The following is a 24,964-nucleotide window of genomic DNA, read 5'->3' on the forward strand; positions in this document are numbered from 1 at the left end:
GACTAGTTTTTTTCTATTGCATAGACTCTAATGGGCTCTTGTCTGCCAGGCAGTGTAATAGGACCTAGGCTTTCAGCAGGAAATTCTTCTTTTATAGCTTGGTAGGTATCTTCACTAATTAAAATGGATCTTTTAGTAAATTTTGTCATTTGTTCTAATCTAGAGGCGATGTTTACGGTATCTCCAATCGCTGTATATTCCATTCGTTTCTCAGAACCCACATTGCCTACAATAGCAAAGCCTGTATGAATGCCGATGCCTATTTGAATAGCTGGCTGTTTCCATGTTGTATTGAGTTTTTCCAGTGCTTTTTGCATAGCAATAGCTGCTGTAACGGCATTCTTTTCTTGGATTTCATCATCTAAAGGAGCTCCAAACTCCACCATTAATCCATCCCCAATAAATTTATCCAAAGTGCCTTTATGTTCAAAAATAATATCCAACATAACCTTAAAATACTCGTTGAGTAAGGCTACAACCTGCTCGGGGGGCAGACTCTCTGATAGATGGGTAAATTGACGAATATCAGAAAAAAGCACCGTGATTTTCCTTCTCTCTCCTTCTAAATTGGTGGGTTTACTAGAGGATAAAATCTTTTGCAGGACGTGGTCTGATACATATCTTGAAAAGTTTACCTTTAGACGCTCTCTTTCTTGCAGAAGAACACCAAACCCAAAAATTAAATAAACTATAGAAGTAATTACAAAGGCAAAATAGAGCTTTGTACGGTAATTCATAGCATCTCTTAATAAGAGCATCTTAAATGCAATGTAAGCGCTTATTCATTTTTTGACAATTCTTTGGTTTTTAAAAATTAGTATTTATAATACTTAAAAAAGTTTATGTTGTTATTAATAAGTTGGAATATTATTTGGTTTATTCGGTAGTCCTAAACATGTGATGCTCGCAACTGACAGTTATATAGGCTCCATTTTAAATAAACCCTGAGATTATATGTGTACCCAAAGATTTTTTAAATCTTAAGCATTAGATTTCTAAAATGATTAAAATTTTAAAAGATATTTGTCATGAAATACGATTGTTTATAAATTCTTAATTTGAAATCAAACTAGTATACACGGCAATTCAAATCTATAGGCTAATTCCAAAAATATACGCTAGGGGGTGGGAATGTAGGATCTTAACGAAAATTTATATTCAATTCAAGATAGGTTCATGATTAAGATTTAATTAAAAAACAATTTATTAGATCTTAACTATAAATATAAGACAATCTTGTTGTTATTGATTTAAATTCAAATTAATTGAATTTTTATTCTGTTTATTGTATAATATAGTAATAATAAACTAAATAAAATGTGATAATATGGCTGAAGCCCATTCTATGAGCTCTGTAAGATCTTACTATACAGCACAGTCTTCTTTTTATTCTGCAGCTGAGTTGAGTCCTTTTATCAACTTAAATGGAAAGTCCTATCATCTTACGGTGTATCATAAAAAAACAGGCTCAGAGTGGGAAGAGATTACTCACAGCTATTTAGAGCAGTCAAAAGATATCAATTTGCAAGAAATGCTTCAAAAACACATCAAACTTTCACATAAAGACATTGAAATAACAACTTCTGTCGATTTAAAAGAAGGCTTTATTTGTAAAGCTAAAGATACAGACGGAATTATGAGAAAGGTAGCAGGCTTTAGTTTAACAGAATCTCAACATTCTAAGATTTTTGCAGTTCTTAAAAAAATAAAAACTCCCAAATATATGGTAAATAGCTCTTCGTTACTAGATTCTTCATTTATTAAAATCTCGCTAGAGGAAGTCAAAGCAGAAAGGGTAAACGACTATTTAAAACAAGTAAATGTGAACAACAAACCAGTAGGTTTTAAAAATAAATTGAATAATTGTGGATTTAATTCTTGTTTGCAAATGATCATAAATGAACCAGCACTGCTCCATATTTATACTACAGTTGCTAGCCACTATGCTAAAAGCACAAAAGCAAAGGATCAAGAATGTGGAAATAGGATGCTTTCTGTTCTAGATTCCTATGATCAGGCAATTGAAGAACAAAAATCTATTCCAGAAGAAGTGTCTAATAAGCTGCGTTTGGCAATGAATTATTTAAGTCCTAAGGAAATTAAATTAGATCATTACATCCAAGAAGACGCAAGTGAGATTTTAACAATTCTTTTTGCTAAAAACGATGAGATTCTTAAAAAGCAAAATTTAACAAATACCTCTTCAATAAACTATAAATTCGAAAAAGTGACCCACCACCTCAAAGTTCTTACAGAAACACCGAATAAAGATTGTTCATTTTTAAATCCAGATAATATATATAGAGAAGAGGGGACTAGTTATGGTATTAGCATTAATTTTGATTCAGAGCAAAAGGATTTTACGTTAAGATCGCTTCTAAAAAAATACTTTTGCAATAAGGATGTCATAGGTTCAGAAATGCGTCGATACATGGTAGATGGAAATGATACCTGGGTATCTCCAGTTAAAGAAGAAATAGAATTTAGTACACTACCTAAAGATTTATTCATTAATTTTGCACGATTTAAGCCAGATTGGACTAAGCTTACCAATCCTATTGAAATTCCTGAACAACTAGATGCAAAACTACTTAAAATTAAAAATGCTCCTTCTGGATCCTATGAGTTGAGCTCCTTTATTGTTCATTTAGGAGACTCTCTAAATAATGGTCATTATATGGCATATAGAAAAGTCCAAGATCAATGGATGCAATGTAATGATGGAAGCGTTTCTCTTGTTAGCAAAAAGCAGGCGCTAGAAGATGCAAAAGACAGCTACATTTGCTTTTATAGGTTAAAAACCTCAGTTTTGGGTTTTAGTCAATAAATAATCCCCAATTACTCTACACAAGAAATATTTCTAAGTTAATAATTATAAACAACTAATACTATATGTATCTATCTATAAGTCACCTGTTTCTTTGTATTTCATTTTCATAAAACCAGTGTATTTTTTCTTATTCGATTCAATCCTTATAGCTTTTAGGATTTTCACCGAGAAAAATCCGTTTATCTACTTGAAAAACAAAGAGATAAACCCAACATTGAGGTTAAAAGAGCTGCCTATTCCACAGTTACCGATTTAGCAAGATTACGTGGCTGATCGATATCAGTGCCTTTTTCCAGTGCTATAGAATAGGCAAAAAGCTGGGTAGCTACTGAATAGAGAATACAAGAGAGTGGATCTGGCGAGGAAGGAAGCCAGATCACCTGATTGGTAATCAAAGAAACATCTAAACAGCTTTTAGGAGCAAATGCTAAAATAGGTGCATTTCGGGCTTGAATTTCCATTAAATTACTCAACATTTTTTTTATGGTGTGTTTGTTACCGCATAAGGCAATGACAGCTAAAGAGGGGTCAACAAGGGCAATGGGACCGTGTTTCATCTCTCCTGCTGGATAGGCCTGTGCATTGATATAGCTAATTTCTTTGAGCTTCAAAGCAGCTTCTAAGCTGGTGGGATACATATAGCTGCGTCCTAAAAAGAAGAAATGTTTTAGGTGTGCATATTGTTTAGCAAAATAGGAGATGGTGTCTTTTTGTTGCAAGATGGTCTCTATATGTTTAGGAATAGCCTCTATTTCATGGATCCAATACTGCCCTGTTTTTATATCCATTTGTCGCAATCTTGCCATTTGAAGACTAAATAAAAAAAGAACGATGAGTTGATTGATAAAGGCTTTTGTTGAGCAGACACTAATTTCTGCTCCTGCCTTTAAAAACAATGTGGAGTCTGCTTCCCTTACTAGGGTGGAATGAGCTACATTGCAAATTCCTAAAACCTTTGCCCCCATTTTTTTCACTTCTCTAACAGCGGCTAGGGTGTCTAGGGTTTCTCCTGACTGACTAATTGCGATCACTAATGTTTCTTTAGAGAGGATGGGATGGCTATAGCGAAATTCTGAAGCAATATGAGCTTGAGTGGGGATTCGCGCTTTTTCTTGAAAAAAAGCAGCAGCAAGTAATCCTGCATGCCAAGAAGAGCCACAAGCAATAATTAAGATTTGACGCACTTCTATTAAATCTTCTGTTGTAAAGAGAAGCTCTTCAAAAAAAACAGTCCCTTGCACATGTAAAAGCCGGTTGTGAAAAGCTTGTTGAATCGTTTTATGTTGCTCAAAGATTTCTTTGAGCATGAAATGGGGATAGCCATTTTTAGAAACAAGTGTTTTTTCTATTTCAAAATACTCTGTTGGCTTGTTAATTTGTGTATGTGTGTTATCGAATACTTGGATTTTTTGAGAAGAAATACAGGCTATTTCCTTGCTATGCAAGAACATTATCTCTAAATCTGGTTCACAAAAAGCATTTACATCTGAGGATATAAAAACCTCCTCATGAGCACAACCGATAGCAATGGAGTTCTGATAGGCAGCTACAATGATTTGATCTGGATGATCTTTATGAATGATAGCAAGAGCCCAAAAGCCTTTAAGCAAAGAAGTAGCATCTTTTACCGCGGCGAGTAAATCATTTCGGTAAAAATGAGAGATAAGCTGCGCTATCACCTCTGTATCTGTGTCTGAGTAAAAGTGCCTGCCTTTTTCTTGCAGCATAGAGCGAAGAGCAAAATGGTTTTCAATGATGCCGTTATGCACCACAGCTAAGGACTGGGTTTGATCAAAATGAGGGTGGGCGTTTTCCTCTGTTGGTTTACCATGAGTAGCCCAACGAGTATGAGCAATAGCAAGATGTAGTTGATGATTTTGACACCGCTCAATTACCTGTTCTAAAGCGCTTAGCTTACCTACAGCTTTGTAGGTGATTAACATCCCTTTTTCCACGCCAGCCACTCCTGCAGAATCATACCCACGGTACTCGAGTTGTTTTAATCCTTTTAAGCAGGTTTTTGCAGGATTACGCGGACCAATATATGCAAATATACCACACATAATCATTCTCTTTTTTTGTTTTCAAACTTAAGGTTAGCAGATTAGAGTACTTTCTAAAAGCGGATTCGATATACTAAGCATAAGTAAAGGGGGGGGGGTATGTCTTTTGTTCCTAAAAAAGTTTCTGAATCTGCTATTAATGATCAAACCTATAAAGTGTTTCCCAACGATCTTAATTCTAATGATACTGTATTCGGTGGGTTAGTGATGTCTATTTTAGACCGTGTTGCTTCAGTAGTAGCAGAAAGACACAGTGAGCGTACCTGCGTAACAGCATCGGTTGATTCTATGCATTTTTTAGGACCAGCTCGTAGAGGAGATATTTTGGTCTTCAAGGCAGCAATTAATCGTAGTTGGAGAACCTCTATGGAAATTGGCGTAAAAGTAGTAGCTGAGCAATATACTACAGGACGTAGTAAGCACATTTTATCTGCCTATTTTACTTTTGTAGCACTAGATGACGCAGGAGCTCCTGTAGAGGTTCCACAAGTGCTCCCAGAAAGCGCCTTGGAAAAAAGACGTTATCAGGAAGCGGATGATCGCAGACAAAGACGTAAAAAAGAAAAAAAAGAACGAGAGAAAAAACGTCAAGAGATGAACTTTTAAATCTTACGTGCAATAAGGGTCATAAAGAGAGGAAACTCTTTGCGTGAACGATTTTCCATACTAGCCATTTTTCCTTGACTTTTCTTATTCGAGCACCACTCTTGAATGAGATCTATCACAAAGCCAGCGTCTTTTAAAAGAGCGCTATAAGTAGATAGTGGGTAATGAAATGACCAGATTGTTTCAGATTGGTTTTTAAGGCTAGGGTGTGTTTGGATAGGGATTTTCAAAGGAGTCATATAACAGTCCATTCGGCGATACTGTAGTTTTTTTGCTAGATCTATGCCCCAACTCGATTGTCTAGGGATGCGAAAACTTGGGTGGTTTAAAACTAAAATTAGCGGGGCATTTTTTTTAAGATGCTTCCAGGCGCTTTGAAGTAATGAGTTAACAGAGGATATATTTTGCAATGCGAGAATACAACATGCATGGCTGCACAGGATTTTTGGGATAGATAAATCATGGGTAAAATCATGCACAAAAAATCGATGATTGCTGGATGCATTTTTTTGAGCGGATTGAATCAAAGAAGGAGAAGCATCGATTCCGATGTATTTCATTTGTCTAGGTAAATGACGAGCTAATACTCCTTGTCCACAGGCAAGATCTAATAAGAATCCATCGGGATCCGGATATTGTTCTAGCAGAGCTAAAATCCCAGGAATAATGATTTCTTGATGATAGTAATGTCCTTCAATGCTAACTAACTTATCATACCAAGCGGAAGAGGATTCCCACGAAGTGTCTTGCTTATTCTTTTTCATGAGATAAAAGACGTTTCCAATGTGGTTTTTGAAAAAAAAGTATTAAAGAAGGAGCAAAGCAACCAGCTAACACACCTACAATTAAAAAGCCCTCGTAAAATAAAAAACTACCCGTTTCTAATTGAGAAGGAGGAACAAAGCCAATTGCTATAGCAAAAAAAGAACTTAAGATTCCTAAACCTGAAATGAGCCAAATGCCTAATTTTCTGCCAGGGACTAAATAAGAGCGTTCGATATGAGGTTTAGTATAGCGCAGTTTAATAGCAGAGGCAAATAACAAGATATACATGATCAGGTATAACTGAGCTACGATCACAGTCAGAATCCAAAAGGCACTGCTCACACTGGGCATACAGACAAATACAAGTGATAGAAAGGTGACAATAATAGCTTGTAAAATAAGCAAGTTGATAGGGACCGCTTTTCGATTCACTAAGCGAAATATAGGAGGTAAATCCCCTAATTTTGCTGCAGCTAATAGGCCTTTGGTTGGCCCTACAATCCACGTGCTCATAGATCCAAAGGCTCCAATGGCAACGAGCGCTGCAATATAGGGTGTAAGCCAGTTTAAATGATATCTGTCAAAAAAATATACAAAAGCCTGCATAGAGCCCGCAACTAGACTTATTTCTTTTTGTGGAACAACGCTTGCAATAGATAATACGCCTAAAACCGACATGCTCAAAATGATAACCACAGAGAATAGAATCGCCCTTGGATAATTTCTTTGTGGGTTTTTCACATCTCTAGCATGGGCTGCAGACATCTCTATTCCGCAAAAAGACAGAATGACCCCTGTAAAAAATACCATGCTATCAATAGAGGTGATATTTGGGATTAAATGCTGTAAATCTAAAACAATCCCTAAAGGATTCCCTTGAAAGAACCAGAAAAGACCAAGGCCGATAATAAAGATTCCAGGAATGAAAGATCCAAGCATTACACTAATAGTGCTAATTAAGCTCGAGGCTTGCATGCCCATTAAATTTAATAAAGTAGCTGACCAGAAGGAAATAAGAACCACAGCTAAGGTATACATATTATTACCAGCTAGTTCTGGTTTAAAAAGATAAGCTAATGTAGCTGCGATAAACGAAAGAATAGTAGGATACCAGATCACATTTTCAATCCATTGAAGCCAGATAGCTAAAAATCCTATTTTTGCACCAAAAGCTTCTTTTACCCATACAAATACTCCCCCTGTTTGAGGCCAGCCGGTAGCAAGTTCCGCAGATACAAGCGATAAGGGTAAAAAAAAGACCAAAGCTGCTAATAAAAGATAAAAAATAGATGCAAAACCATATTCTGCTGTAATGGGCCAGTTTTTCACACTCCCAATAGCAGCTAAATTAATCATAGCTAAAGCAAAAACGCTAATACAACGCTTTGGAGAAAAATTTTTCTTCATAATCAGATTTCTTATATTAAAAGGAATATATATTATCTAAAAAATAGAATAAAGTACAGTTATTAGGAGATTTTTTTTGATTAATCAAGAATCTTTAGATGCATTGAAATTAGCCCAATACACTTCTTGTTTTAAGAAGCCTCTTTATCAAGGTTATGCATTCTCTCAATTTCCTCAAACCATTATGCGTTTGCTATCTAAGCAGCCTAAAGGAGGCTTGCCAAAATCTGCAATAGCAGATAGCTATGGAGACTATGATGGTGTGGTGCTTTTTCTTATCGATGGTTTTGGATGGGAATTTTTTGAAAAATATTTACCCTCTTGTCCTTTTCTAAAACGAGTGGTAGAAGAGGGAGTGGTTTCTAAGATCTCTTCTCAATTCCCATCTACAACAGCGGCTCATGTAACTACAATACACACTGGCCTAAATGTGGGAGAGACAGGAATTTATGAATGGTTTTACTACGAGCCCCTTATAGAGAAAATCATTACTCCTTTGCTTTTTTCTTATGCGGGAGATAAATCTGCTAATCAGTTAATTCCAAAGTACGATCCCAAACAGATTTTTCCCTTTAAGACATTTTATCAAAAATTGCTTACCCAGAATATTGCGAGTTATGTATTCCAAAGCGATAAGATTGCTCATTCCTCTTATTCTAAGGCTTTATGTGAAGCAGCAACGATGGTTCCTTACGTAACATTTTCTTCTGCTTTAAACTCATTAGTAGATCTATGTTGCAATCCTAAACAAACTCCTTTTTATTGTTTTATCTACCTTGCAGATATCGATTCAATGGGACATCGACATGGTATTACATCCGATTTTTTCTCTAATGCTGTATTGAATTGTTGGAATCTTATTGAAACGAACTTTTGGACACCCCTTCGCAAGTCTGGAAAGCGTATTGCGACTTTATTTACAGCGGATCATGGAATGAGCCCTGTAGATCCCGATAAAACAATTTATTTAAATCGGTTTGTTCCTTCTATTCTTCTTGCCATGAAAAAAGACAGCCAAGGCAGGATATTAGCTCCTGCTGGTTCTTGTAGAGATTTATTTTTACATGTCCAAGAGGAAAAACTGTTAGAAACCGCAAGCTTTTTAGAAAAAAAGTTAAAAGGCATAGCTGATGTTGTTTTGACCAAAAAAATGGTGAAAGAAAAATTTTTTGGTGGAGCTTCAGAAAGATTGCAACAAAGATTAGCCAATCTAGTGATTCTACCTTATTTTAGCGAAGCTGTTTGGTGGTTTGAAAAAAATCGTTTTGAACAACATTTTTTTGCAGCTCATGGGGGATTAACTCCCCAAGAAATGGAATCTATCTGTCTCTTTTTGCCACATAGATAGAAAAAAAAGCCTTATTTCTAAAAAAAATAAGGCTTTTTTTTCTTTTATTTTTTTAAAGAAACCCAAGTTTTCTTATTTCCTCTTGTTTTATTAATTAATTCATGAGGGTTATTTGCATCGATAACAGATCCAGATCTTTGTAAAATTACAACATCTTTAATATGCCATTCTTTCAATTCTCCGTCTTGTACAAATAAGCAGGGTCCATTTTTAAGAACTACAATATTTTCGAGATAATCTATCGATAGTATGGTGTATGTATTCTTATTTGAGCTCTTACAAATGAAATTGGCTCGTACGGATTTTTTATGATTAGTAAGAGTGTAATCGAGTTTTTCTCCACGCATGGTGTATTTAGAGAAGATATTGGTATTATCGATAGTAATGGGATCCTGTTCTTTCCAATCTTTTACAAGATTAATATCGGCCGGCCGGATTTTCCATGTTGTTGTATAGGGCTCTGCATATTCTCCATCTTCTGATAATTCTGTGTGTTGTATTTCCATTAACCCTTCAGCTTTGTTAAAATAAAGTAACTGATTTTCGATAGTGCTTTCAGTCTTAGAGCTTGTTAAAAGGTTAGATATATTGGCTTTTTGGCTATTTATAATATATTCATATTGCGGATAAATTAAAGAATTTTCTTCTTCACAGCTATTTAATAATGCTTGAATTTTATCTAGTGAGCTTAATTCTACTTTATCGATATTTTCCTCTTGAAGCGAGTTTTGTCTTATAAAATTGCAGGAAAAATTATGGAGCTCTTCTAATTGATCTCTTAAAAAAGCTTTCTCTTCTTTGGATAAAAATTCTTTTTTTGAATTATAAATCATATAAATGGTATTCAAGCAGCGCTTAATCTGATCAAGTTGAATATCTAATTTAAGCCTACTCTCTTCACCTAGCCCTTCCCTAGGTTCATGTTGAGAACAAATTGCTAAAGATTTATAAAGTTGGATGAATTGATTTTCTAAAATTTCTTTGCTAACTTCTTCTAAGCTCTCATCATAGGGTATTTCTACATCTCTATGATGGGATATAAGACTTTGTAATAGTTCAGATTGATGGATTGTATTTATCTCATCTAAACAATCCCAAATTTGATTAAATTGATTATCTAATTCTACCTTTGTTGGGGAGGACTCGTCTGGGAAAGGTTTAGATGTTGCATCTGTGTCTTTCTTAACAAGATACAGGGTTTCATTGCTTAATGCAGTTGTATTACTTGAAATGGATGAATCTTCTGCTAGAAAGCTTTGAGAAAAGACGAGAAGTTCTTTTAATTGATGGCTTAAAAAAAGTTGATCGCTTTTTGATAGAGCTTTCTCTTTATAAAGGTCATGAACTCTATTTACGCACTTGCAAATTTCCGCGAATTGTATTTTTAATACGACTTGAAGATTTTCATCTAGCTCTTCTTTAAATTGATACTTTGAAAGTGCTTCCAAGTCATCATAAAAGTCGATGAATTGAACAAGTATATCGTGTGTTAAATCTTGTTGAGATTTGCTTGCATCGTATGGAATAGGATTTTCAAGGTTTTCTTGATGTTGTAATAGAGCTCTTTGTAATAATTCAGATGGATAGATTTTATTTATTTTCTCCAAACGGTGCCAAATGTGATAGAATTGGTTGCTTAATTCAACTGATGGATCAAAGTTTGGATCCTGATCCTGACTCGTTATCTCAGGATACTTCCGATCATGTTCCTCGTTTGCCCAATAGGTATCGGATGCTTTGCTTATTTCGTGGTCTGGAACCACAACAAAACTATCATTACTACTGGCATCTGAGCCTGTAGCAGTTGCTACTGCAGTTAAGCAAATATTAATAGATAAGAGCAGTTGTGTGTATTTTTTTGGCATAAAGCACCCATATTTCGATGATTGGAAAAATTATTTCTCATTTTTCTTAAGAAAGTAATTTGTCAAACTAGCAAATTGTTCTTTTCGCGCAAATAAAAAAGCTCTATTTTTTTTATTTTTTTATTTTAATTAGTATTTTTTACAATTAAAAACATATTAATTTATACAATCTAGTTAATTGACAAATTAAAAATATAAATATATTATTAAGTTAACGGAGCTTGAGCTAAAGACTCATATAAAAGCTTTCCGTAAACAATTTTATAGTAAACATGTCTTAATATAAGGAAGGTGTCACATGTCAACTAAGCAATTAGGTGGCCAATCCACTTCAAGAACCAAACAATTAGGAAGTCCTAAGATAAATAAACAGTTAAATGTTCGAGATACTTCAAATAAAGAGCTTGAAATCCCAACAAGCATCCCTGTCATCTCTTCTATTGCTGAAGAGAAAATAGATAAGCCTCAAACTGTTAATTCTAAGCAGGATTTGAGTAATCGCTTTGAGTTTTATGTTGGTAAAGAACGAATGACATTGCGCAATGAAGATTTGCAAAGAATTAGAGAATTACAAGATTCTAACGATCAATTACAACGCCAAGTTGCCATGCAAAAACAAGAGCTATTCCAGGTAGCAGATAGCCTTAAGTTATCGGCTGAAATTGAACAAGCTATGTGCATGATTGCGCGCAATGCTGGAGAGGTGTTAAGCCTTTATTCAGATAATGAATCACGTTTACGTCGTATTAGTGCATTGGAAAACAAGAACATTAATTTACAACAAGATATGTCAGATTTGCTTGGTAAGGTTGCTACTTGCCATGAGATGCATCAAAAAACACAGTTTGCAAAAGAGTATTTTCTTAAAAAAGCAGAATATGATAGAAATACAGCGGAGATTCAGAGACTAAAATAGAAAACCCTTTTCAAGACATGTATGCTATAAGAACCTCAATTGAGGTTCTTAAGTTTCTATCTTTGAAGAAATTTATGAGTTAAAGCAACTTTTTCGCAAAGTTATAGGCATTTAAAAAATTATATTTTCAAGTTTGAAGTGCACAGAAGAATTAAAAAAAGAATAGGCAGGCGATGAAAGGAGCTCTATTGTGATTTTTAACAATCAAACACAAAAAGAGACCTTGCCTAAAGGCTACCATCACCTAACCTATGACTAAAGATTTCAGATTTATATTTTACAAGCTAGAGGAGATACATCTAGCTCAGTAGCAACCATTCTAAAAGTTCATCATAGCACTATTAGTAGGGAGCTTAAGAGAAATAAAGGACAACGAGGATACCGTCATCAGCAAGCTCAAGAAAAAGCATTTCTTAGAAAAAATTCTCAGCCCAATAAAAAATGATTCCTCGAATAGTTACCAGTATTGAAGAAAAAATCAAGTTGCAATGGAGCCCTATACAGATATCCGGATGGTTTAAAAGACATGGTAAAGAACATGTTAGTCATGAGACCATCTATAATCTCACATCTTAAGGGAGGATAGCTTTATAGAGAGCTCCTTTCATCGAGGGAAAAAATATTATACTAAATAACAGACCTAGAAAGGCTCTTAACTTCGAAACTCCAATAGAAGCGTTTAGGAGATTATCTACAAACATGCTATGCTCGGGTGCACAATAGATGTTTTTTTAAGTATTTATATGTTCTTTTTCGTGCACTTCGAGGTTGAAAGGGCCCTTTAGGGACTAAACACGAAAACCATTTAAGATGATAAAAGACGCGCTTGCCTTTCGGGAAGGCGTCCTGAGGGGTATGCCCAGAATAGGACTCGAACCTACATGCCGTGAGGCACCAGAACCTAAATCTGGCGTGTCTGCCATTCCACCATCTGGGCAAAGAAGTAATTTAGAGAAAATAAGCTCTTTTCGTCAACTGATTTTTAAATAGTTGTTATTTTAACCTTTTTAAGCTCATACTTAAGCGAAAAAAAAGCAAAAGAGCGATCCTTATGTTGCCTGAAAACCCTTTACGTAAAGCTCGTGAAAAATATCTTCCTATATTGCCTAGTGTATTGCAACAAATAGATAACGTTGAATGGGTAAAAGATAAAAATACTTCTTTAGAAAATGAAGAAATTCGTGCGCTTTTTCCCTTGACATTTGGCCAACCTATTTTAAAACTTCAAAAAAACAGGAACAACAAAAATCGTTTATTGCGGGTCGGAGTTGTATTCTCCGGTGGACAGGCTGCTGGAGGGCATAATGTCATCACAGGTCTTTTGGATGCTCTAATTTTACTGACTCCAGAATCAAGACTGTTTGGCTTTTTAGAAGGCCCTGAAGGGATTATAAAAGGTAAATATAAGGAATTGACCAAAGAGCTGGTTCAATCGTATCGGAACCAGGGAGGATTTGATTTAATCGGATCGGGAAGGACTAAAATAGAGACCTTAGAGCATTTAGCCTTTGCTTTACATACAGTTGAATTCATGGAATTAGATGGTTTGGTTATCGTTGGAGGGGATGATTCCAACACCAATGCCGCTATTTTGTCAGAGTATTTTATAAGCAAAAACTCTCAAACAGTGGTAATTGGGGTCCCAAAAACAATTGATGGGGACTTAAAAAATACCTACGTTGCTACCTCCTTTGGGTTTGATACGGCCTGTAAAACTTTTTCAGAGGCTATTGGTAACATTACCAGGGATTGTCTATCGGCTAAAAAATACTACCACTTTATTAAACTAATGGGGCGTTCTGCTTCGCATATTGCTTTAGAATGCGGCTTAAGCACGCATCCAAATATGGTATTAATTGCAGAGGAAATTGCAGAGAGCAAAAAAACTTTGCAACAAATTACGCATCAAATAGCAGATTTAGTCTGTGAACGTGCAGAGATAGGAAAAAATTTTGGAGTGATTCTCATTCCGGAAGGATTAATAGAGTTCATTCCAGAAATCGGTGTTTTGATTCAAGAGTTAAATCACTTATTAGCAGATTTTTCTATAGATAATAAAGAGATTGTTGGCAGACTGACTGAAGATTCTCAGAAATCTTTTATCTCTTTACCGGAGAGAATTCAACAGCAACTTCTTTTAAATAGAGACCCTCATGGTAATGTGCAAGTCTCTTTTATTGAGACAGAAAAATTATTGATAGAAACAGTTACCCAAGAATTAAAAAGACGACTAAAAGACGGCAAATATAGGGGTGCTTTTTCTGCTTTACATCATTTTTTAGGTTATGAAGGAAGAGCTGGATTTCCGTCTAATTTTGATTGTAATTATTGTTATTCCTTGGGATATGCAGCAGCTTTATTAATTACCCATAATGCAACAGGGTATATGTGTTGTATAACAGGATTAACGCAAAATCCTATAGATTGGCAGGTGTTAGGAATTCCGCTCACTTCCCTGATGAACTTAGAATGGCGCAAAGGCAAAAAAAAGCCGGTGATAAAAAAAGCTCTGGTGGATCTTTGCTCCAAGTCTTTTGCCTTTTATAAGCAACATAGAAATGCGTGGAGGTTAAATGACCATTACTTATACCCAGGACCTATACAGTTTTTCGGAGAAAAACAACTAACCGACACAACCTCTTATTCCTTATCCATTGATGTATAATATGTATAAGCAAAAAAAATTCACTAACCCTCATGAAAAAAATATTCGTCCTGATCTCAAAGATATATTATTATGGAAGTTAGGGTATTGCGATGATGAAAAGCTAGGAAATTGCGCTTTCTTTAATCCTCCTATTTATCAAAGACAAGCGAGCTTTAGTAATCTTTTTGCGGTTTGGATTAACCACAGCACTTTTCTTATTGAAATAGATGGCCTGCGGATTTTAACCGACCCTATTTGGAGCAAACGTTGTTCTCCTTTATCTTTTCTAGGACCTAAGCGTCGCCATCCTCCCAGCATTTCTTTTGATCAACTCCCGATAATTCACTTAATTCTCATTAGCCACAATCACTATGATCATTTAGATAAGGCCACAGTATTGGTTTTAGCTAAGCACTTTCCACAAGCTACTTGGATGGTACCTCAGCGCGTAAAAACTTGGTTTGATGCCCAAGAGATTTTTCCGGTGTATCAATGTCAATGGTGGCAAGAAAGAGTGCTTGGTTTCTCTAATAGGGATTCTAAACGAGTAAAAATTACTGCTGTACCCACACAACATTTTTCAGGTAGGAAGCATTGGTCTTTAAACGATACTCTATGGGTAGGCTGGGTTTTGGAATTCTATGATAAAGATCAGTTGGTTAAAAGAATCTACTTTGTAGGGGATACAGGGTATAATCCGGTTGACTTTAAGAAAATTGGAAAACGTTTTTCTCCCATAGATCTATCATTGATTCCCATTGGATCTTATTCCCCTCGTTCCTTTATGAGACCTGTTCATATTAATCCCGAAGAAGCTGTGATGATCCACAAAAAGGTTGGTTCCAAATTAAGCATTGGGATGCATTGGAAAACATTTTGTCTATCTGATGAACCGATGAATCGTCCGCCTTATGATTTATACGTGAGTTTAAAAAAGCATCAAATAGACCATTCTTCTTTTCTTACCCTACCTCCTGGATATGCGATCAATTTTTAGCCTTTTTATGGTTTATCTACGTTCCAAGATCTATTTTCTTCAGGAAGAAAAAAGGGTATTTCAATTATTTTACAGCTGTGAGTTGTTTCAAAAGTGCGACCTTGCTCTTAAAAAGAAGTATCGCTTCCTCAATCCCTTTACTATTTCAAAAAGATTCTTAAAAAAAAGAGAGGGGGAAGAAATAGATATTTATGGAGAAATCCCTTTAACATCGCTTTTAGTTATTGCTAAAGAATGTGAAATAGCACCCTACGATCATGTATTTGAACTGGGTTGTGGTAGAGGAAGAGCAGCTTTTTTCTTACGTAGTGTGTTGCTCTGTAGCGTTACTGCAGTGGATTTTATTCCTTTTTTCGTGTTAAACGCACAAAAAATTGTAGAAGCGCTTAATATAAAACGCTTAACATTTATATGCGATGATATTCAACATGTAGCTTTAAACCAAGCTACGTGTATTTATCTTTATGGAACATGTTTATCGGATAATGTGATTACACAGCTATGTGCATCCTTGCCTGCAAAAATCAAAATTATTACACTCAGCTACTCTTTAAAGGATTATCATAAAGGGTTTAAGACAATCAAACAGTTTACTGTTCCTGTGCCATGGGGAAAAATTGAAGTATTCTTAAATCAGAAGTAGTATAGCTTTTGTTTCTTTTATATAAAAAACTATAATTAGATCTTTTAAATTAATAAAAATGTTGTTAAATTAAAATTAACAAAGATAATTAATTAATGTCTTTTTTATAAAGAGGGCTTCCTTGGCACCTATGTTCTGAAATAAGAACTTTTTCAACCAAGATTCTCGGGTTAACAGGTCATCGACTAGATGGCAAAGACCATAAGTATAAGTGTCATTCACTACTTACCATCCACCCAGTCTGAGAAAACAGGCTCTCTTGACCTTCCCTTTTTCATTCTACTTATGAAGATAAGTAAATGGCTTCTAAGAGGGAGGGTTTTTTTTTCGAAGCTGTTCAAAATAGCTTACCCGTTTTTGCATCTCTCTTTCAAAACCATAAGGCTTAGGTTGATAAAACTTGCATCTTATCAACTCCTGCGGAAAATAATTTTGCCCTGAAAAAGCAAAAGGCAGATCATGATCGTATTGATAGCCTTCTCCATGTCCTAATTCAGAATCGAGTTTTGTAACAGAATTGATAAGAAAAGCAGGCGGTGGGAGGTGAGAGGTTGCTTTAGCTTGTTCTTTAGCTTGGTTAAAAGCGACATAAAGTGCATTGCTTTTAGGGCTTAGCGCTAAATAAACAGCGGCTTGAGCTAAAGCTAGCTCTGCTTCTGCGGCCCCAAGCTGTGCAAATGCTTCCCAAGCGTGCAGGGAAAGTCCAAGCGCTTGTGGGTCAGCAAGGCCTATGTCTTCTACAGCCATACGAATAAGTCGACGGGCTAAAAACTGCGGATCTTCTCCTGCATTTAGCATGCGGGCAAGCCAATAGAGAGCTGCATCAGGATCAGAGCCCCGAATGGATTTGTGCAATGCAGAAATTAACTGATAGTGTTGATCTGATTGTCTATCATACAAAGGAGATTTTTTTTGCAGTAATAAAAGCAGATCTTCTTCCTCAAGTATCTGCTTTTTTATGAGAAGGGGTTCTAGATTTTCAATCAGGTTAATCAGGTGTCGCCCATCTCCTTGAGCTGCTGTAATTAGAATTTCTTTTGCTTTTGGACTAAGTGAAAGTTTTGTGTATTTTTCTTCATATCTATTGATGATCTTATGTAAAGAAGAAGAATTTAAAGAATACAGCTGAAGCACTCTAAACCGAGATAAAAGAGCGTTATTTAAAGCAAAGGAAGGGTTTTCTGTAGTTGCTCCAATGAGTATAAATAAACCCGCTTCTAAGTAAGGGAGGAATAAGTCTTGCTGAGCCTTATTCCATCGATGGATTTCATCTACAAAAAGAATGGTTATCTGTTTTTGTAACAGGGGATGAATTTGCATATCTTGAATGATATTTTTCACATCAGACGTTGCGTGAGAAACAGCGCTCATAGAAATAAAACGTGCATCGAATGCTTTAGAATAAGCAAGGGCGAGAGTGGTTTTTCCCGAACCGGGAGGTCCCCAAAGCAGTAAGGAAACCGGTTTTTTTTGTGAAAGGGTGGTTTTTATCAATCCCTTTTCTGATAAAAGGTGCTCTTGGCCTGCGATTTCATCTAATTGAGTGGGGCGTAAACGCTCTGCAAGGGGAATTATCATAATTTTCTCTATATTTTTACCTAATTATAGATAAAAGCTTACATATTCAGATACAAAGCTGTTTTTTAATGCTTTTTTTTCACCCAACTAGGTTTACGGCGTGCATAAATCAAAAAAGGTATTCCACACATAAATATAAGACCGCTTAATAAGAAAGTGCAATAAACCCAAGGATTTCCTGTGTTTAATTGAGCTGGTGGAACAAATGCTAGAATAATTACAAATAAAGAAGTAAGAATTCCTAAAGAGCCAAATAACCAAATCCCTTTATTTTTAAAAGGAGCTTTATAAGCTCTAGGAACATGCGGCTTAGAATAACGAAGGATAATGGCCGAGAGAAACATTAAAATATACATGATTAAATAGCTTTGAGCACTTAAGGCGGTAAGAATCCAAAAAGCGCCGCTTACATTAGGCATATATAAAAAAATAAATCCTACTATAGAAACAATCATTGCCTGGAATAATAATAATCGAGTAGGAACGTTGCGTTTATTTACCTTTTGAAAAAAAAGAGGTAAATTTCCATGTGTAGATGTAGTATATAAGCCTTTAACAGGTCCAATTAACCAAGAATTAACCTCAGCTATAGCTCCAATTACTAATAGAAAAGCCAAAATGGGTAAAATCCAAGTTAACTGGTAGTATTGAAAAAAGATCGCGCACGCATCCATTAAACCAGAAACAAAGCTAATATTTGTTTTAGGGATCACAGCTCCAATGGCAAGAGAGCCTAATATAAATAAGCTGAAGGTGATAATGGCGGCTAATACAATAGCTATGGGATAATTTTTTCTAGGGTTTTTTACATCAGAGGCATAGCCAGCAGAAACCTCTAAACCTGCAAATGCAAGAAACAATCCTGCCAAGAAAACTAAGTCGCTAATGCCCTTAAATTCTGGAATTAAAGCATTCCAACTTAATTCCATTTGCACGGGACGCTCTCCTAGAATCCAGATCATACCTAATGAAATGATTAATATTCCTGGAGCAATAGTTCCTGCAATTACTCCAATAGTACTAAACCAACTTGAAGTTTTAATTCCAAAATAGTTGAAAAAAGTCATTCCCCAAAATCCCAGTAAAATCACAGATAAGATAAAAAATTTATTTTGAGAGAGATTAGGAGAGATTAAATAGGCTAAAGTACCAGCTACAAAAGATAAAATGACAGGGTACCAAGCAACATTATGTATCCACTGCATCCAAATAGCAAAAAAACCCCAACGATCGCCTAGGGCTTCTCTAACCCAAATATAAACGCCTCCTGATTTTGGCCAGCCAGTAGCTAATTCAGCGGAGATTAAAGCACAAGGAATGAGAAAAAAAAGAGCAACAACAAGGAAAAAGAAAATAGCGCTTAATCCAAACTCAGCAACTAAGGGCAAATTACGTAAGCTTGCCATAATGGATACGTTTAACATTGCAAGTACAAATACGCTTAAGACCCGTCTAGATTTATCAGAAGAGCTTTTCATTATTACTCCTTAATTTTTTTTCAATAGGTAATTTACATTATTAGCTAAATAGTTAAAAACTAAAATCATTTTGTTTCATTATTTCTTAATGTTTTAATAATTAAATTGTTATGTTTATTTGTGTTTTTTTATAGCAAGAGCGGGTTTTCATTTTAATAAAAAAATGGTAATTAATAATTAAGAGCTATGAAAAACAAACGTGTTTTCATTTTAAGTTGTACTTTTAGGTTGTATTGTAGCTTTTAATATAACCGCTTTAAACCCATATGGAGAAATCATGAAAGAGCATAACAAACCAAATCATCATCACCATCAGCCAAACAAACCTCATTGTCCTCCGAAACAAAATCCTTGTGATCCTTGTAAGCCAAATAATCCACATCACAAACCTGGCTGCGGTTGTTAACAACCCTCTATTTTGAGTTGAGCGAATCTTAAAGCTCAACTCATCTTAAAAACTCTTCAATCTCAAGATATAAAACATGATAATAATCTATTGAACTTTTATAATGTTTTTTAGTTTAAGAAAAAATTCGTTCATTTAGTATATCAACAATCGTATCTTTTTGACCAAGAGGCATTAATGAGTAAATTTCTGCTATATTTATACATGGTTCTATGTACTATATCTATTATTAGGGCGCAAGAAAAGAATAAAGAATATTCTCAAATAGCTGCTTTTGAAGCAAAAGAAGATGGAATAATTATTCATACTTCTAAGGGAAATATAACCTGTCGCCTCTATCATAAAGAGGCTCCTGTTTCCGCGGGGTTCTTTATAGAATTAGCAAAAGGTGGTTTCTATAATGGTTTAACTTTTTATCGCATTGTGCCTAAATATGTTGTAGAAGCCGGTGATCCTGATGGACGCGATTTTAGAATTGCTGCAGAAATAGGACAATCTCATCAAAGAGGCGCTTTAGCTTGGCTTAGGCTTCCTAATTATCAAAATCCTGAGAAGTTATCTAGTGGTTCTCAGTTCTATATTACCTTAGAAAACCTTTCTAACTTGGACCAAGAATATTCTGTTTTTGGACAAATAACTGATGGAATGGATATTTTGGATCTCCTTGAAGAAGGAGATGTAATTAAAAACATGGAAGTCTTTTCTCTAGATGAGAACTAAAAACATAAGAAAAATCTATAATTAATGATTTTTTTTAATATTAAATAGTTAACCTACATTCCTACAGGGCCAACGCATGAAGATTTTGCTTGATAATTGAGAGATAAAAAATGATTCTGGCTCCTTCTAATGATACCTATGAGAGGTTTTTTGCCTTTTTAAATCCTCATTCGTTCCGTACATGTTTTATGCAGTGGACTCAGTCCATAGCTCAGGCATTTGGAGGAGACAGTATTGCCATTGACGGCAAGACATTATGCGGTTCTGGTAATAAGACAATAGATCCTATCCATATGGTATTTTGCTTCTGAGCAAAGTCTTGTGTTAGGACATCTTAAATTTAGAGTGTGGATGCGAGAAACTGTTCGAGACATATCTAGAGATATGTTATTACATAACCAGTCTGCTCGATATAGATAAATTTGCTAAGAGCGTACGGAAACACTGGGGAATAGAAAATGGCCTTCATTTATCTCTAGATGTTATTTTTGAAGAGGATAAACATCGCTATCAAGATAAAATAGGCGCTGCAAATCTGTCTTTGCTAAGGAAAGTCACACTTGCGGTATTAGCCGTGGAAAACCCGCTAGGCAAATGCGAGCTGCTACGTCTCCTACATACAGAGACCCTTTAGTCAAAAATTGCTTTTAATGGTCGGTCAACTGGTGCTCTCGATAATATTGCAGAGTATGGTGCAAGCAAATTATTTTCTGAAGTAGCTTTTGGGATCGCTTTGGATAATCATTTATTGGATGGAATACATCACATAGACACGACAGGTTTATTGGTTCATGGAGCCTATGCGGTTGACGATGATCCCAAAATTATAGAGGTTACACATGGATTTTCCAAGGACTACAGGCCAGATTTGAAGCAGGTCGTTTTATCGTTGATTGTAAATGGGCCGAGTTCTATTCCTTTGTGGATAGATCCTTAGCAACATTAATGCAATTCGAAAGAAAGTCATTTGCTTGTTTGGAGAAACGGCAATTCAAATCTATGGGCTAATTCCAAAAAAGTGCCCTAGGGGGGTGGGAATGTAGGAGTTAAGTAAAGTTTTTTTGTTTAACTATTTTAAAAAAAATCACTTTAAAAACCCTTTCTGAAAGGTTTTTCTTTTTTTTATTTTCTAATTGAAGTCAACTATTTTTAAATTTTTTTTATTTTTATTTCTTTTTTATGTATATTAATAATTATAGGGTATAAAAGATTGTTATGAGTTAGTTTTACAATCGTAATACCTAAATTTGGAGGATATATGGTTAGAAAACGGACAACTAAAAAAGCTGGTACTAGAAAAACAGCTAAAAGAACAGCTAGAAAAGCTGGTACTAGAAAAACAACAGCTAAAAGAACTATTAGAAAAACAGCTCGTAAGACAGCTCGTCGAACTACTAGAAGAACTACGGCTCGCCGCAAGTAAGCACTGGTTGTTTTTTCAGTTATCGAGCAAGCTTAAATAATCTTGCTCGATTTTTGTTAAGAGAATTTGCCTTCTTGTGCAATTTCTGAAATGGGCTTTCTTGTACTAGGTTTTTCTTTTTGTTGCAATTCTTCTGAAAGTAAGGTGAAAGGAGCTCTTTTTCCAATAGCAACAAGTTCTTCTACTTGATAGTTATCCGGAATATTTAAGGATACTTGAGCTTGTTCATAGTCAAAACCTTCCATGCCATGTACAACCAATCCGCGCCAAGCTCCTTCTAATGCCATGCACATCCAAGCAGCACCTGTGTCAAAACTATGTGTGCGACATGGTTTACGATTATGTTTAAAATACTTATCAGAAATCATTAAAAGCAGTACGGAAGCATTTTTTGTCCAAGATTGATTGAAGGGGATCATTAGGTCAAAAAATAAAGACCAATCTGGATGATTTCTTTTAGCGTATAAAAAGCGCCAAGGTTGATTGTTATAGGAAGAAGGAGCCCATCTAACTGCTTCAAATAAGGGAAATAGTTCCTCATCTGTAATTTCTTCTGCTGTCATCGATCTAGGAGACCAGCGGTTAAGAATCAGCCCATGAATAGGATATTCTGCTTTTCTAATCTTTTGGACCTCTTCTTCAAAAGGATGACGCATGACGATACTCCTGTGTAAGATCATTATAAATATATTATTTTTTTTAAGCAGTTAAAAGAGCATTTATTTAATTTTTTAAATGCCTATAACTTTGCGAAAAGCTTGTAAAGCTCTAAAGGGATTGACACCAATTGAGCATATTATCAATAAGTTGGCAAAAAAAACCAAAAATTTTTAGAATTAACCCACTCCATCACACTTTGGGACTAAACATCTTAGCGAGCTTTAACCGTTTTGCGAATTTTTAAAGCAACAACGATTAATACGATTAAACTTAAAAGACTCATCATTCCAGCAGGGAAAAAATGCAGGCTTTTTGCAAAGCGATGAGTAAAAAAGGCATCTAGGGTAAATATGAAGGCTAAAGCTATGTATTGTGCCAGCAATTTACCTCGAGCAATTGCATAAGAGAGCAGGAGCAATACAGACCCACATAATAATCCGGAGATAAGAGAAGCTGTACTAGAGGCTTTCCAGTGACCGACTAGCCCTCCAATCAAAATTAATAAGCCATATATACTTAAAATCGATGCAGTGATTTTCATAAGTTATCTCCTTCTCTAATGAAAAAAGAGTATACGAAATGGATTAATTTGCGCGCTACCTTGTTAATAAATATTTACTAATAATAATTAGAAAAAAATACAGGATTGCTTTCTTGATTTTGTTCACTAAATGAGATAAAATAAGGTAAATTTTTTTATTTCCATGAAAACAAAAATACTAACCTCTAATCAGTTACATAAAGCAGCAATGCTTCTTTATCACGGACAGCTTGTAGCTATTCCTACAGAAACGGTCTATGGTCTGGCTGCTCTTATTTCTTCTGAATCAGCGCTCTCTTCTATTTTTGCAGTTAAAAAAAGACCTATGGACAATCCGCTTATTGTACACATTGCAAGTCTTAAGCAAATAGATCAGATAGCCCTGCCTCCTTCTAAATTATTTCTTCAATTAGCAGAAGCGTTCTTTCCAGGACCTTTAACAATGATCATTCCACGTCACCGCGATTTATCACCTTTGATTTCAGCGGGATTAGACTCTGTTGCTATTCGTATGCCGTCTCATCCGATGACAATAGATCTTATACACATGTTGAAAGCTCCTATTGTAGCTCCTTCTGCCAACCTCTCAGGTAGACCTAGTGCAACCACTGTGCAGCATGTATTAGATGATTTTGATCGGAAAATACCTGCTATTGTTGATGGAGGAAAAACCACTCTTGGAGTTGAATCGACTGTAATTAGCCTGCTATCTAATCCACCTGTGATTTTACGCCCTGGAAGTATTACAAAACAAGAGATTGAGAATGTATTAGGTATAACTATAGATGTACAAATATCTCTGCAAAAAGGCCCCGTCTATTCTCCTGGGCTGAAGTATCGGCATTATGCCCCCTGCATTCCTGTTAAACTCTTTTACAAGAAAGAACAGATAGATTCCTATTGTAAAAAAGCAGCTTCTAATAAACGGATGTTACTTTCTACATCCTCTCTTTTTATAGCAAACTGTGACTATTATAAACTGAGCACACAAGATCTATATGCATGTTTTCGTCATGCAGAGAAAAATGGCTATAGCGAAATTTTAATTTTTTGCGATTCTATGGCCCAAAGTAATGTAGCCTTGATGAACCGTTTAACAAAAGCTTCAGATTAAGCATTCACCAGTTAATTTAAAACCAAATTGGTTTAAGAATTCCATCTTATCTAAGAGCCTGTTTAAAATCTTTTCAAAAGTAGAGCAATAAAAGCAAGAACCACCATATTCAGGCTTGTATGTAGTTTTCTTTTGCAATTTTTCCATAGCCTGCGACATTTTTCTATCCACGCAAAAGAACGCTCTACAACCCATCTTTTGGGAATAACTGTAAAAGTATGAAGTGTATTTCTTTTGGGTATTTCTAATATACATCCTAATATCTCCTGCACACTCTTTGCAAATTTTTCTCCAGAATATCCTACATCTGCTAAAACATTTTTTACACCGAACAAATGGTTTTTATGTAGTGAAAATGCTTCTATGTTCCGATTCAATCGCATAGAAAAATATAGGATTAACGACAAGTTTCAAGTCGTTGACTTGAACCCCATTAAGCTAGCTGTTTGAATTGGCACTACTATATACACCCATTTCTGTCAGTGATATTAGCGGTGGTAATGTGAATCGCATGAGGAAGCCCTTGGGTATCGACTGCTATATGTCTTTTTATTCCTGATATTTTTTCCCCTGCATCATATCCTTTCTTCTCCGCTGTATCAGTATTTTTAACACTTTGAGCATCAATAATTACAAAGCTTGTTTTCTCTTTCCGACCACTGCTTTTTCTGACCTCGCCAACCCATTTTTTTTAAAACTATTTCAAGAATACTCTTAGAATTTTTATCATCTTTTTTATTCCAAAGAGGGAAATAATAATCACATAATTCCCATTTAGGATATTCTATGGGTAACATACGCCACTGGCAACCACTTTTTAAAATGTACAAAATTCCACAAAAAATATCATATAGATCAACTCTTCGTGGACGTGTTTTTTTGCGTGTAGACTCAAGTATTAGATGGATTTTGCTAAATTGTTTACGAGAAATATCGCTTGGATAAGAGCGGGTCATA

The 24,964-nt window shown here is 35.3% G+C and carries 22 protein-coding genes, 1 tRNA gene and 2 pseudogenes; 14 read left to right on the forward strand and 11 right to left on the reverse strand.

Features of this window, described 5'->3' with window-relative positions:
- Positions 1 to 2 precede the first annotated feature (2 nt).
- The gene (locus RHABOEDO_RS05380) at positions 3 to 737 is read right to left on the reverse strand and encodes an adenylate/guanylate cyclase domain-containing protein (protein ID WP_215216581.1); all 735 of its coding nucleotides are present in this window, start codon (positions 735 to 737) and stop codon (positions 3 to 5) included.
- A 608-nt stretch (positions 738 to 1,345) separates the two neighbouring features.
- Here RHABOEDO_RS05380 and RHABOEDO_RS05385 point away from each other — a divergent pair.
- A complete protein-coding gene (locus RHABOEDO_RS05385; RefSeq protein ID WP_215216580.1) occupies positions 1,346 to 2,827 on the forward strand; it encodes a ubiquitin carboxyl-terminal hydrolase in 1,482 nt (493 codons plus the stop codon).
- A 236-nt stretch (positions 2,828 to 3,063) separates the two neighbouring features.
- Here RHABOEDO_RS05385 and glmS read toward each other — a convergent pair whose 3' ends face one another.
- Positions 3,064 to 4,893 carry a glutamine--fructose-6-phosphate transaminase (isomerizing) gene (glmS, locus tag RHABOEDO_RS05390; RefSeq protein WP_215216579.1) on the reverse strand — a complete coding sequence of 610 codons (1,830 nt, stop codon included), beginning with the start codon at positions 4,891 to 4,893 and terminating at the stop codon, positions 3,064 to 3,066.
- A 99-nt stretch (positions 4,894 to 4,992) separates the two neighbouring features.
- On the opposite strand from glmS, the gene RHABOEDO_RS05395 reads away from it, so the two are divergent.
- Positions 4,993 to 5,499, forward strand: a complete 507-nt coding sequence (locus RHABOEDO_RS05395; RefSeq protein WP_215216578.1) for an acyl-CoA thioesterase — start codon at positions 4,993 to 4,995, stop codon at positions 5,497 to 5,499.
- Here RHABOEDO_RS05395 and RHABOEDO_RS05400 read toward each other — a convergent pair.
- Both RHABOEDO_RS05400 and RHABOEDO_RS05405 read right to left on the reverse strand, forming a co-directional pair.
- Positions 5,496 to 6,263, reverse strand: coding sequence for a class I SAM-dependent methyltransferase (locus tag RHABOEDO_RS05400; RefSeq protein WP_215216577.1), 768 nt, complete (start codon positions 6,261 to 6,263; stop codon positions 5,496 to 5,498). The two genes, RHABOEDO_RS05395 and RHABOEDO_RS05400, sit on opposite strands and share 4 nt — an antisense overlap.
- Positions 6,250 to 7,671, reverse strand: coding sequence for an amino acid permease (locus tag RHABOEDO_RS05405; RefSeq protein WP_215216576.1), 1,422 nt, complete (start codon positions 7,669 to 7,671; stop codon positions 6,250 to 6,252). The genes RHABOEDO_RS05400 and RHABOEDO_RS05405 overlap by 14 nt, the downstream gene beginning before the upstream one ends.
- A 76-nt stretch (positions 7,672 to 7,747) precedes the next feature.
- Here RHABOEDO_RS05405 and RHABOEDO_RS05410 point away from each other — a divergent pair, with 76 nt between their 5' ends.
- Complete coding sequence (locus RHABOEDO_RS05410) at positions 7,748 to 9,019, forward strand: alkaline phosphatase family protein (protein WP_215216575.1); 1,272 nt, start codon at positions 7,748 to 7,750, stop codon at positions 9,017 to 9,019.
- 44 nt (positions 9,020 to 9,063) lie between these two features.
- On the opposite strand, the gene RHABOEDO_RS05415 is transcribed toward RHABOEDO_RS05410, so the two are convergent.
- Positions 9,064 to 10,884 (reverse strand): hypothetical protein, encoded by a 1,821-nt coding sequence (locus tag RHABOEDO_RS05415; protein WP_215216574.1) that lies wholly within the window; start codon positions 10,882 to 10,884, stop codon positions 9,064 to 9,066.
- 298 nt (positions 10,885 to 11,182) lie between these two features.
- Between RHABOEDO_RS05415 and RHABOEDO_RS05420 the strand changes: the two genes are divergently transcribed.
- From RHABOEDO_RS05420 to RHABOEDO_RS11110, 3 genes are all read left to right on the forward strand, one after another.
- Positions 11,183 to 11,800, forward strand: coding sequence for a hypothetical protein (locus tag RHABOEDO_RS05420; RefSeq protein ID WP_215216573.1), 618 nt, complete (start codon positions 11,183 to 11,185; stop codon positions 11,798 to 11,800).
- A gap of 274 nt (positions 11,801 to 12,074) precedes the next feature.
- On the forward strand, positions 12,075 to 12,245 hold the full coding sequence (locus RHABOEDO_RS11460; RefSeq protein WP_350339710.1) for a helix-turn-helix domain-containing protein: 171 nt from the start codon (positions 12,075 to 12,077) through the stop codon (positions 12,243 to 12,245).
- On the forward strand, positions 12,242 to 12,376 hold the full coding sequence (locus tag RHABOEDO_RS11110; protein ID WP_256439896.1) for a hypothetical protein: 135 nt from the start codon (positions 12,242 to 12,244) through the stop codon (positions 12,374 to 12,376). Before RHABOEDO_RS11460 ends, RHABOEDO_RS11110 begins: the two co-directional genes overlap by 4 nt.
- A 280-nt stretch (positions 12,377 to 12,656) precedes the next feature.
- Here the strand turns inward: RHABOEDO_RS11110 and RHABOEDO_RS05430 are convergent.
- Positions 12,657 to 12,737: transfer RNA gene (locus RHABOEDO_RS05430), tRNA-Leu, on the reverse strand.
- Between the two features lie 114 nt (positions 12,738 to 12,851).
- Here RHABOEDO_RS05430 and RHABOEDO_RS05435 point away from each other — a divergent pair.
- From RHABOEDO_RS05435 to RHABOEDO_RS05445, 3 genes are read left to right on the forward strand one after another with little or no spacing between them, the layout of a single operon-like run.
- Positions 12,852 to 14,465: a diphosphate--fructose-6-phosphate 1-phosphotransferase gene (locus RHABOEDO_RS05435; protein WP_215216572.1), complete on the forward strand. Its 1,614-nt coding sequence runs from the start codon at positions 12,852 to 12,854 to the stop codon at positions 14,463 to 14,465.
- Between the two features lies 1 nt (position 14,466).
- Entirely contained in the window at positions 14,467 to 15,444 is a 978-nt protein-coding gene (locus RHABOEDO_RS05440; protein ID WP_215216571.1) for an MBL fold metallo-hydrolase, read from the forward strand.
- 7 nt (positions 15,445 to 15,451) lie between these two features.
- Positions 15,452 to 16,087 carry a class I SAM-dependent methyltransferase gene (locus tag RHABOEDO_RS05445; protein ID WP_215216570.1) on the forward strand — a complete coding sequence of 212 codons (636 nt, stop codon included), beginning with the start codon at positions 15,452 to 15,454 and terminating at the stop codon, positions 16,085 to 16,087.
- A gap of 306 nt (positions 16,088 to 16,393) precedes the next feature.
- Here RHABOEDO_RS05445 and RHABOEDO_RS05450 read toward each other — a convergent pair whose 3' ends face one another.
- Both RHABOEDO_RS05450 and RHABOEDO_RS05455 read right to left on the reverse strand, forming a co-directional pair.
- Complete coding sequence (locus tag RHABOEDO_RS05450) at positions 16,394 to 17,665, reverse strand: replication-associated recombination protein A (protein WP_215216569.1); 1,272 nt, start codon at positions 17,663 to 17,665, stop codon at positions 16,394 to 16,396.
- A 65-nt stretch (positions 17,666 to 17,730) separates the two neighbouring features.
- A complete protein-coding gene (locus RHABOEDO_RS05455; RefSeq protein WP_215216568.1) occupies positions 17,731 to 19,143 on the reverse strand; it encodes an amino acid permease in 1,413 nt (470 codons plus the stop codon).
- A gap of 583 nt (positions 19,144 to 19,726) precedes the next feature.
- Between RHABOEDO_RS05455 and RHABOEDO_RS05460 the strand changes: the two genes are divergently transcribed.
- From RHABOEDO_RS05460 to RHABOEDO_RS05470, 3 genes are all read left to right on the forward strand, one after another.
- The gene (locus RHABOEDO_RS05460; RefSeq protein WP_215216567.1) at positions 19,727 to 20,269 is read left to right on the forward strand and encodes a peptidylprolyl isomerase; all 543 of its coding nucleotides are present in this window, start codon (positions 19,727 to 19,729) and stop codon (positions 20,267 to 20,269) included.
- Positions 20,270 to 20,379: 110 nt separating this feature from the next.
- Positions 20,380 to 20,580, forward strand: coding sequence for a hypothetical protein (locus RHABOEDO_RS05465; protein ID WP_215216566.1), 201 nt, complete (start codon positions 20,380 to 20,382; stop codon positions 20,578 to 20,580).
- A gap of 947 nt (positions 20,581 to 21,527) precedes the next feature.
- Positions 21,528 to 21,692, forward strand: a complete 165-nt coding sequence (locus RHABOEDO_RS05470; RefSeq protein WP_215216564.1) for a hypothetical protein — start codon at positions 21,528 to 21,530, stop codon at positions 21,690 to 21,692.
- Between the two features lie 56 nt (positions 21,693 to 21,748).
- Here the strand turns inward: RHABOEDO_RS05470 and RHABOEDO_RS05475 are convergent, their stop codons facing one another.
- On the reverse strand, positions 21,749 to 22,348 hold the full coding sequence (locus RHABOEDO_RS05475) for a nitroreductase family protein (protein ID WP_215216563.1): 600 nt from the start codon (positions 22,346 to 22,348) through the stop codon (positions 21,749 to 21,751).
- Between the two features lie 45 nt (positions 22,349 to 22,393).
- On the opposite strand from RHABOEDO_RS05475, the pseudogene RHABOEDO_RS10795 reads away from it, so the two are divergent.
- A pseudogene (locus RHABOEDO_RS10795) lies at positions 22,394 to 22,596 on the forward strand (hypothetical protein); the annotation flags it as partial.
- On the opposite strand, the gene RHABOEDO_RS05480 reads toward RHABOEDO_RS10795, so the two are convergent.
- Entirely contained in the window at positions 22,564 to 22,893 is a 330-nt protein-coding gene (locus RHABOEDO_RS05480) for a TMEM14 family protein (RefSeq protein ID WP_215216562.1), read from the reverse strand. The pseudogene RHABOEDO_RS10795 and the gene RHABOEDO_RS05480 overlap by 33 nt on opposite strands.
- Positions 22,894 to 23,056: 163 nt before the next feature.
- On the opposite strand from RHABOEDO_RS05480, the gene RHABOEDO_RS05485 reads away from it, so the two are divergent.
- On the forward strand, positions 23,057 to 24,007 hold the full coding sequence (locus tag RHABOEDO_RS05485) for an L-threonylcarbamoyladenylate synthase (RefSeq protein WP_215216561.1): 951 nt from the start codon (positions 23,057 to 23,059) through the stop codon (positions 24,005 to 24,007).
- Positions 24,008 to 24,069: 62 nt separating this feature from the next.
- Here the strand turns inward: RHABOEDO_RS05485 and RHABOEDO_RS05490 are convergent.
- Positions 24,070 to 24,963 (reverse strand): annotated as a pseudogene (locus RHABOEDO_RS05490) (IS5 family transposase).
- Position 24,964: the final 1 nt, after the last annotated feature.

The organism is Candidatus Rhabdochlamydia oedothoracis, assembly GCF_019453995.1.
GTDB lineage: Bacteria > Chlamydiota > Chlamydiia > Chlamydiales > Rhabdochlamydiaceae > Rhabdochlamydia > Rhabdochlamydia oedothoracis.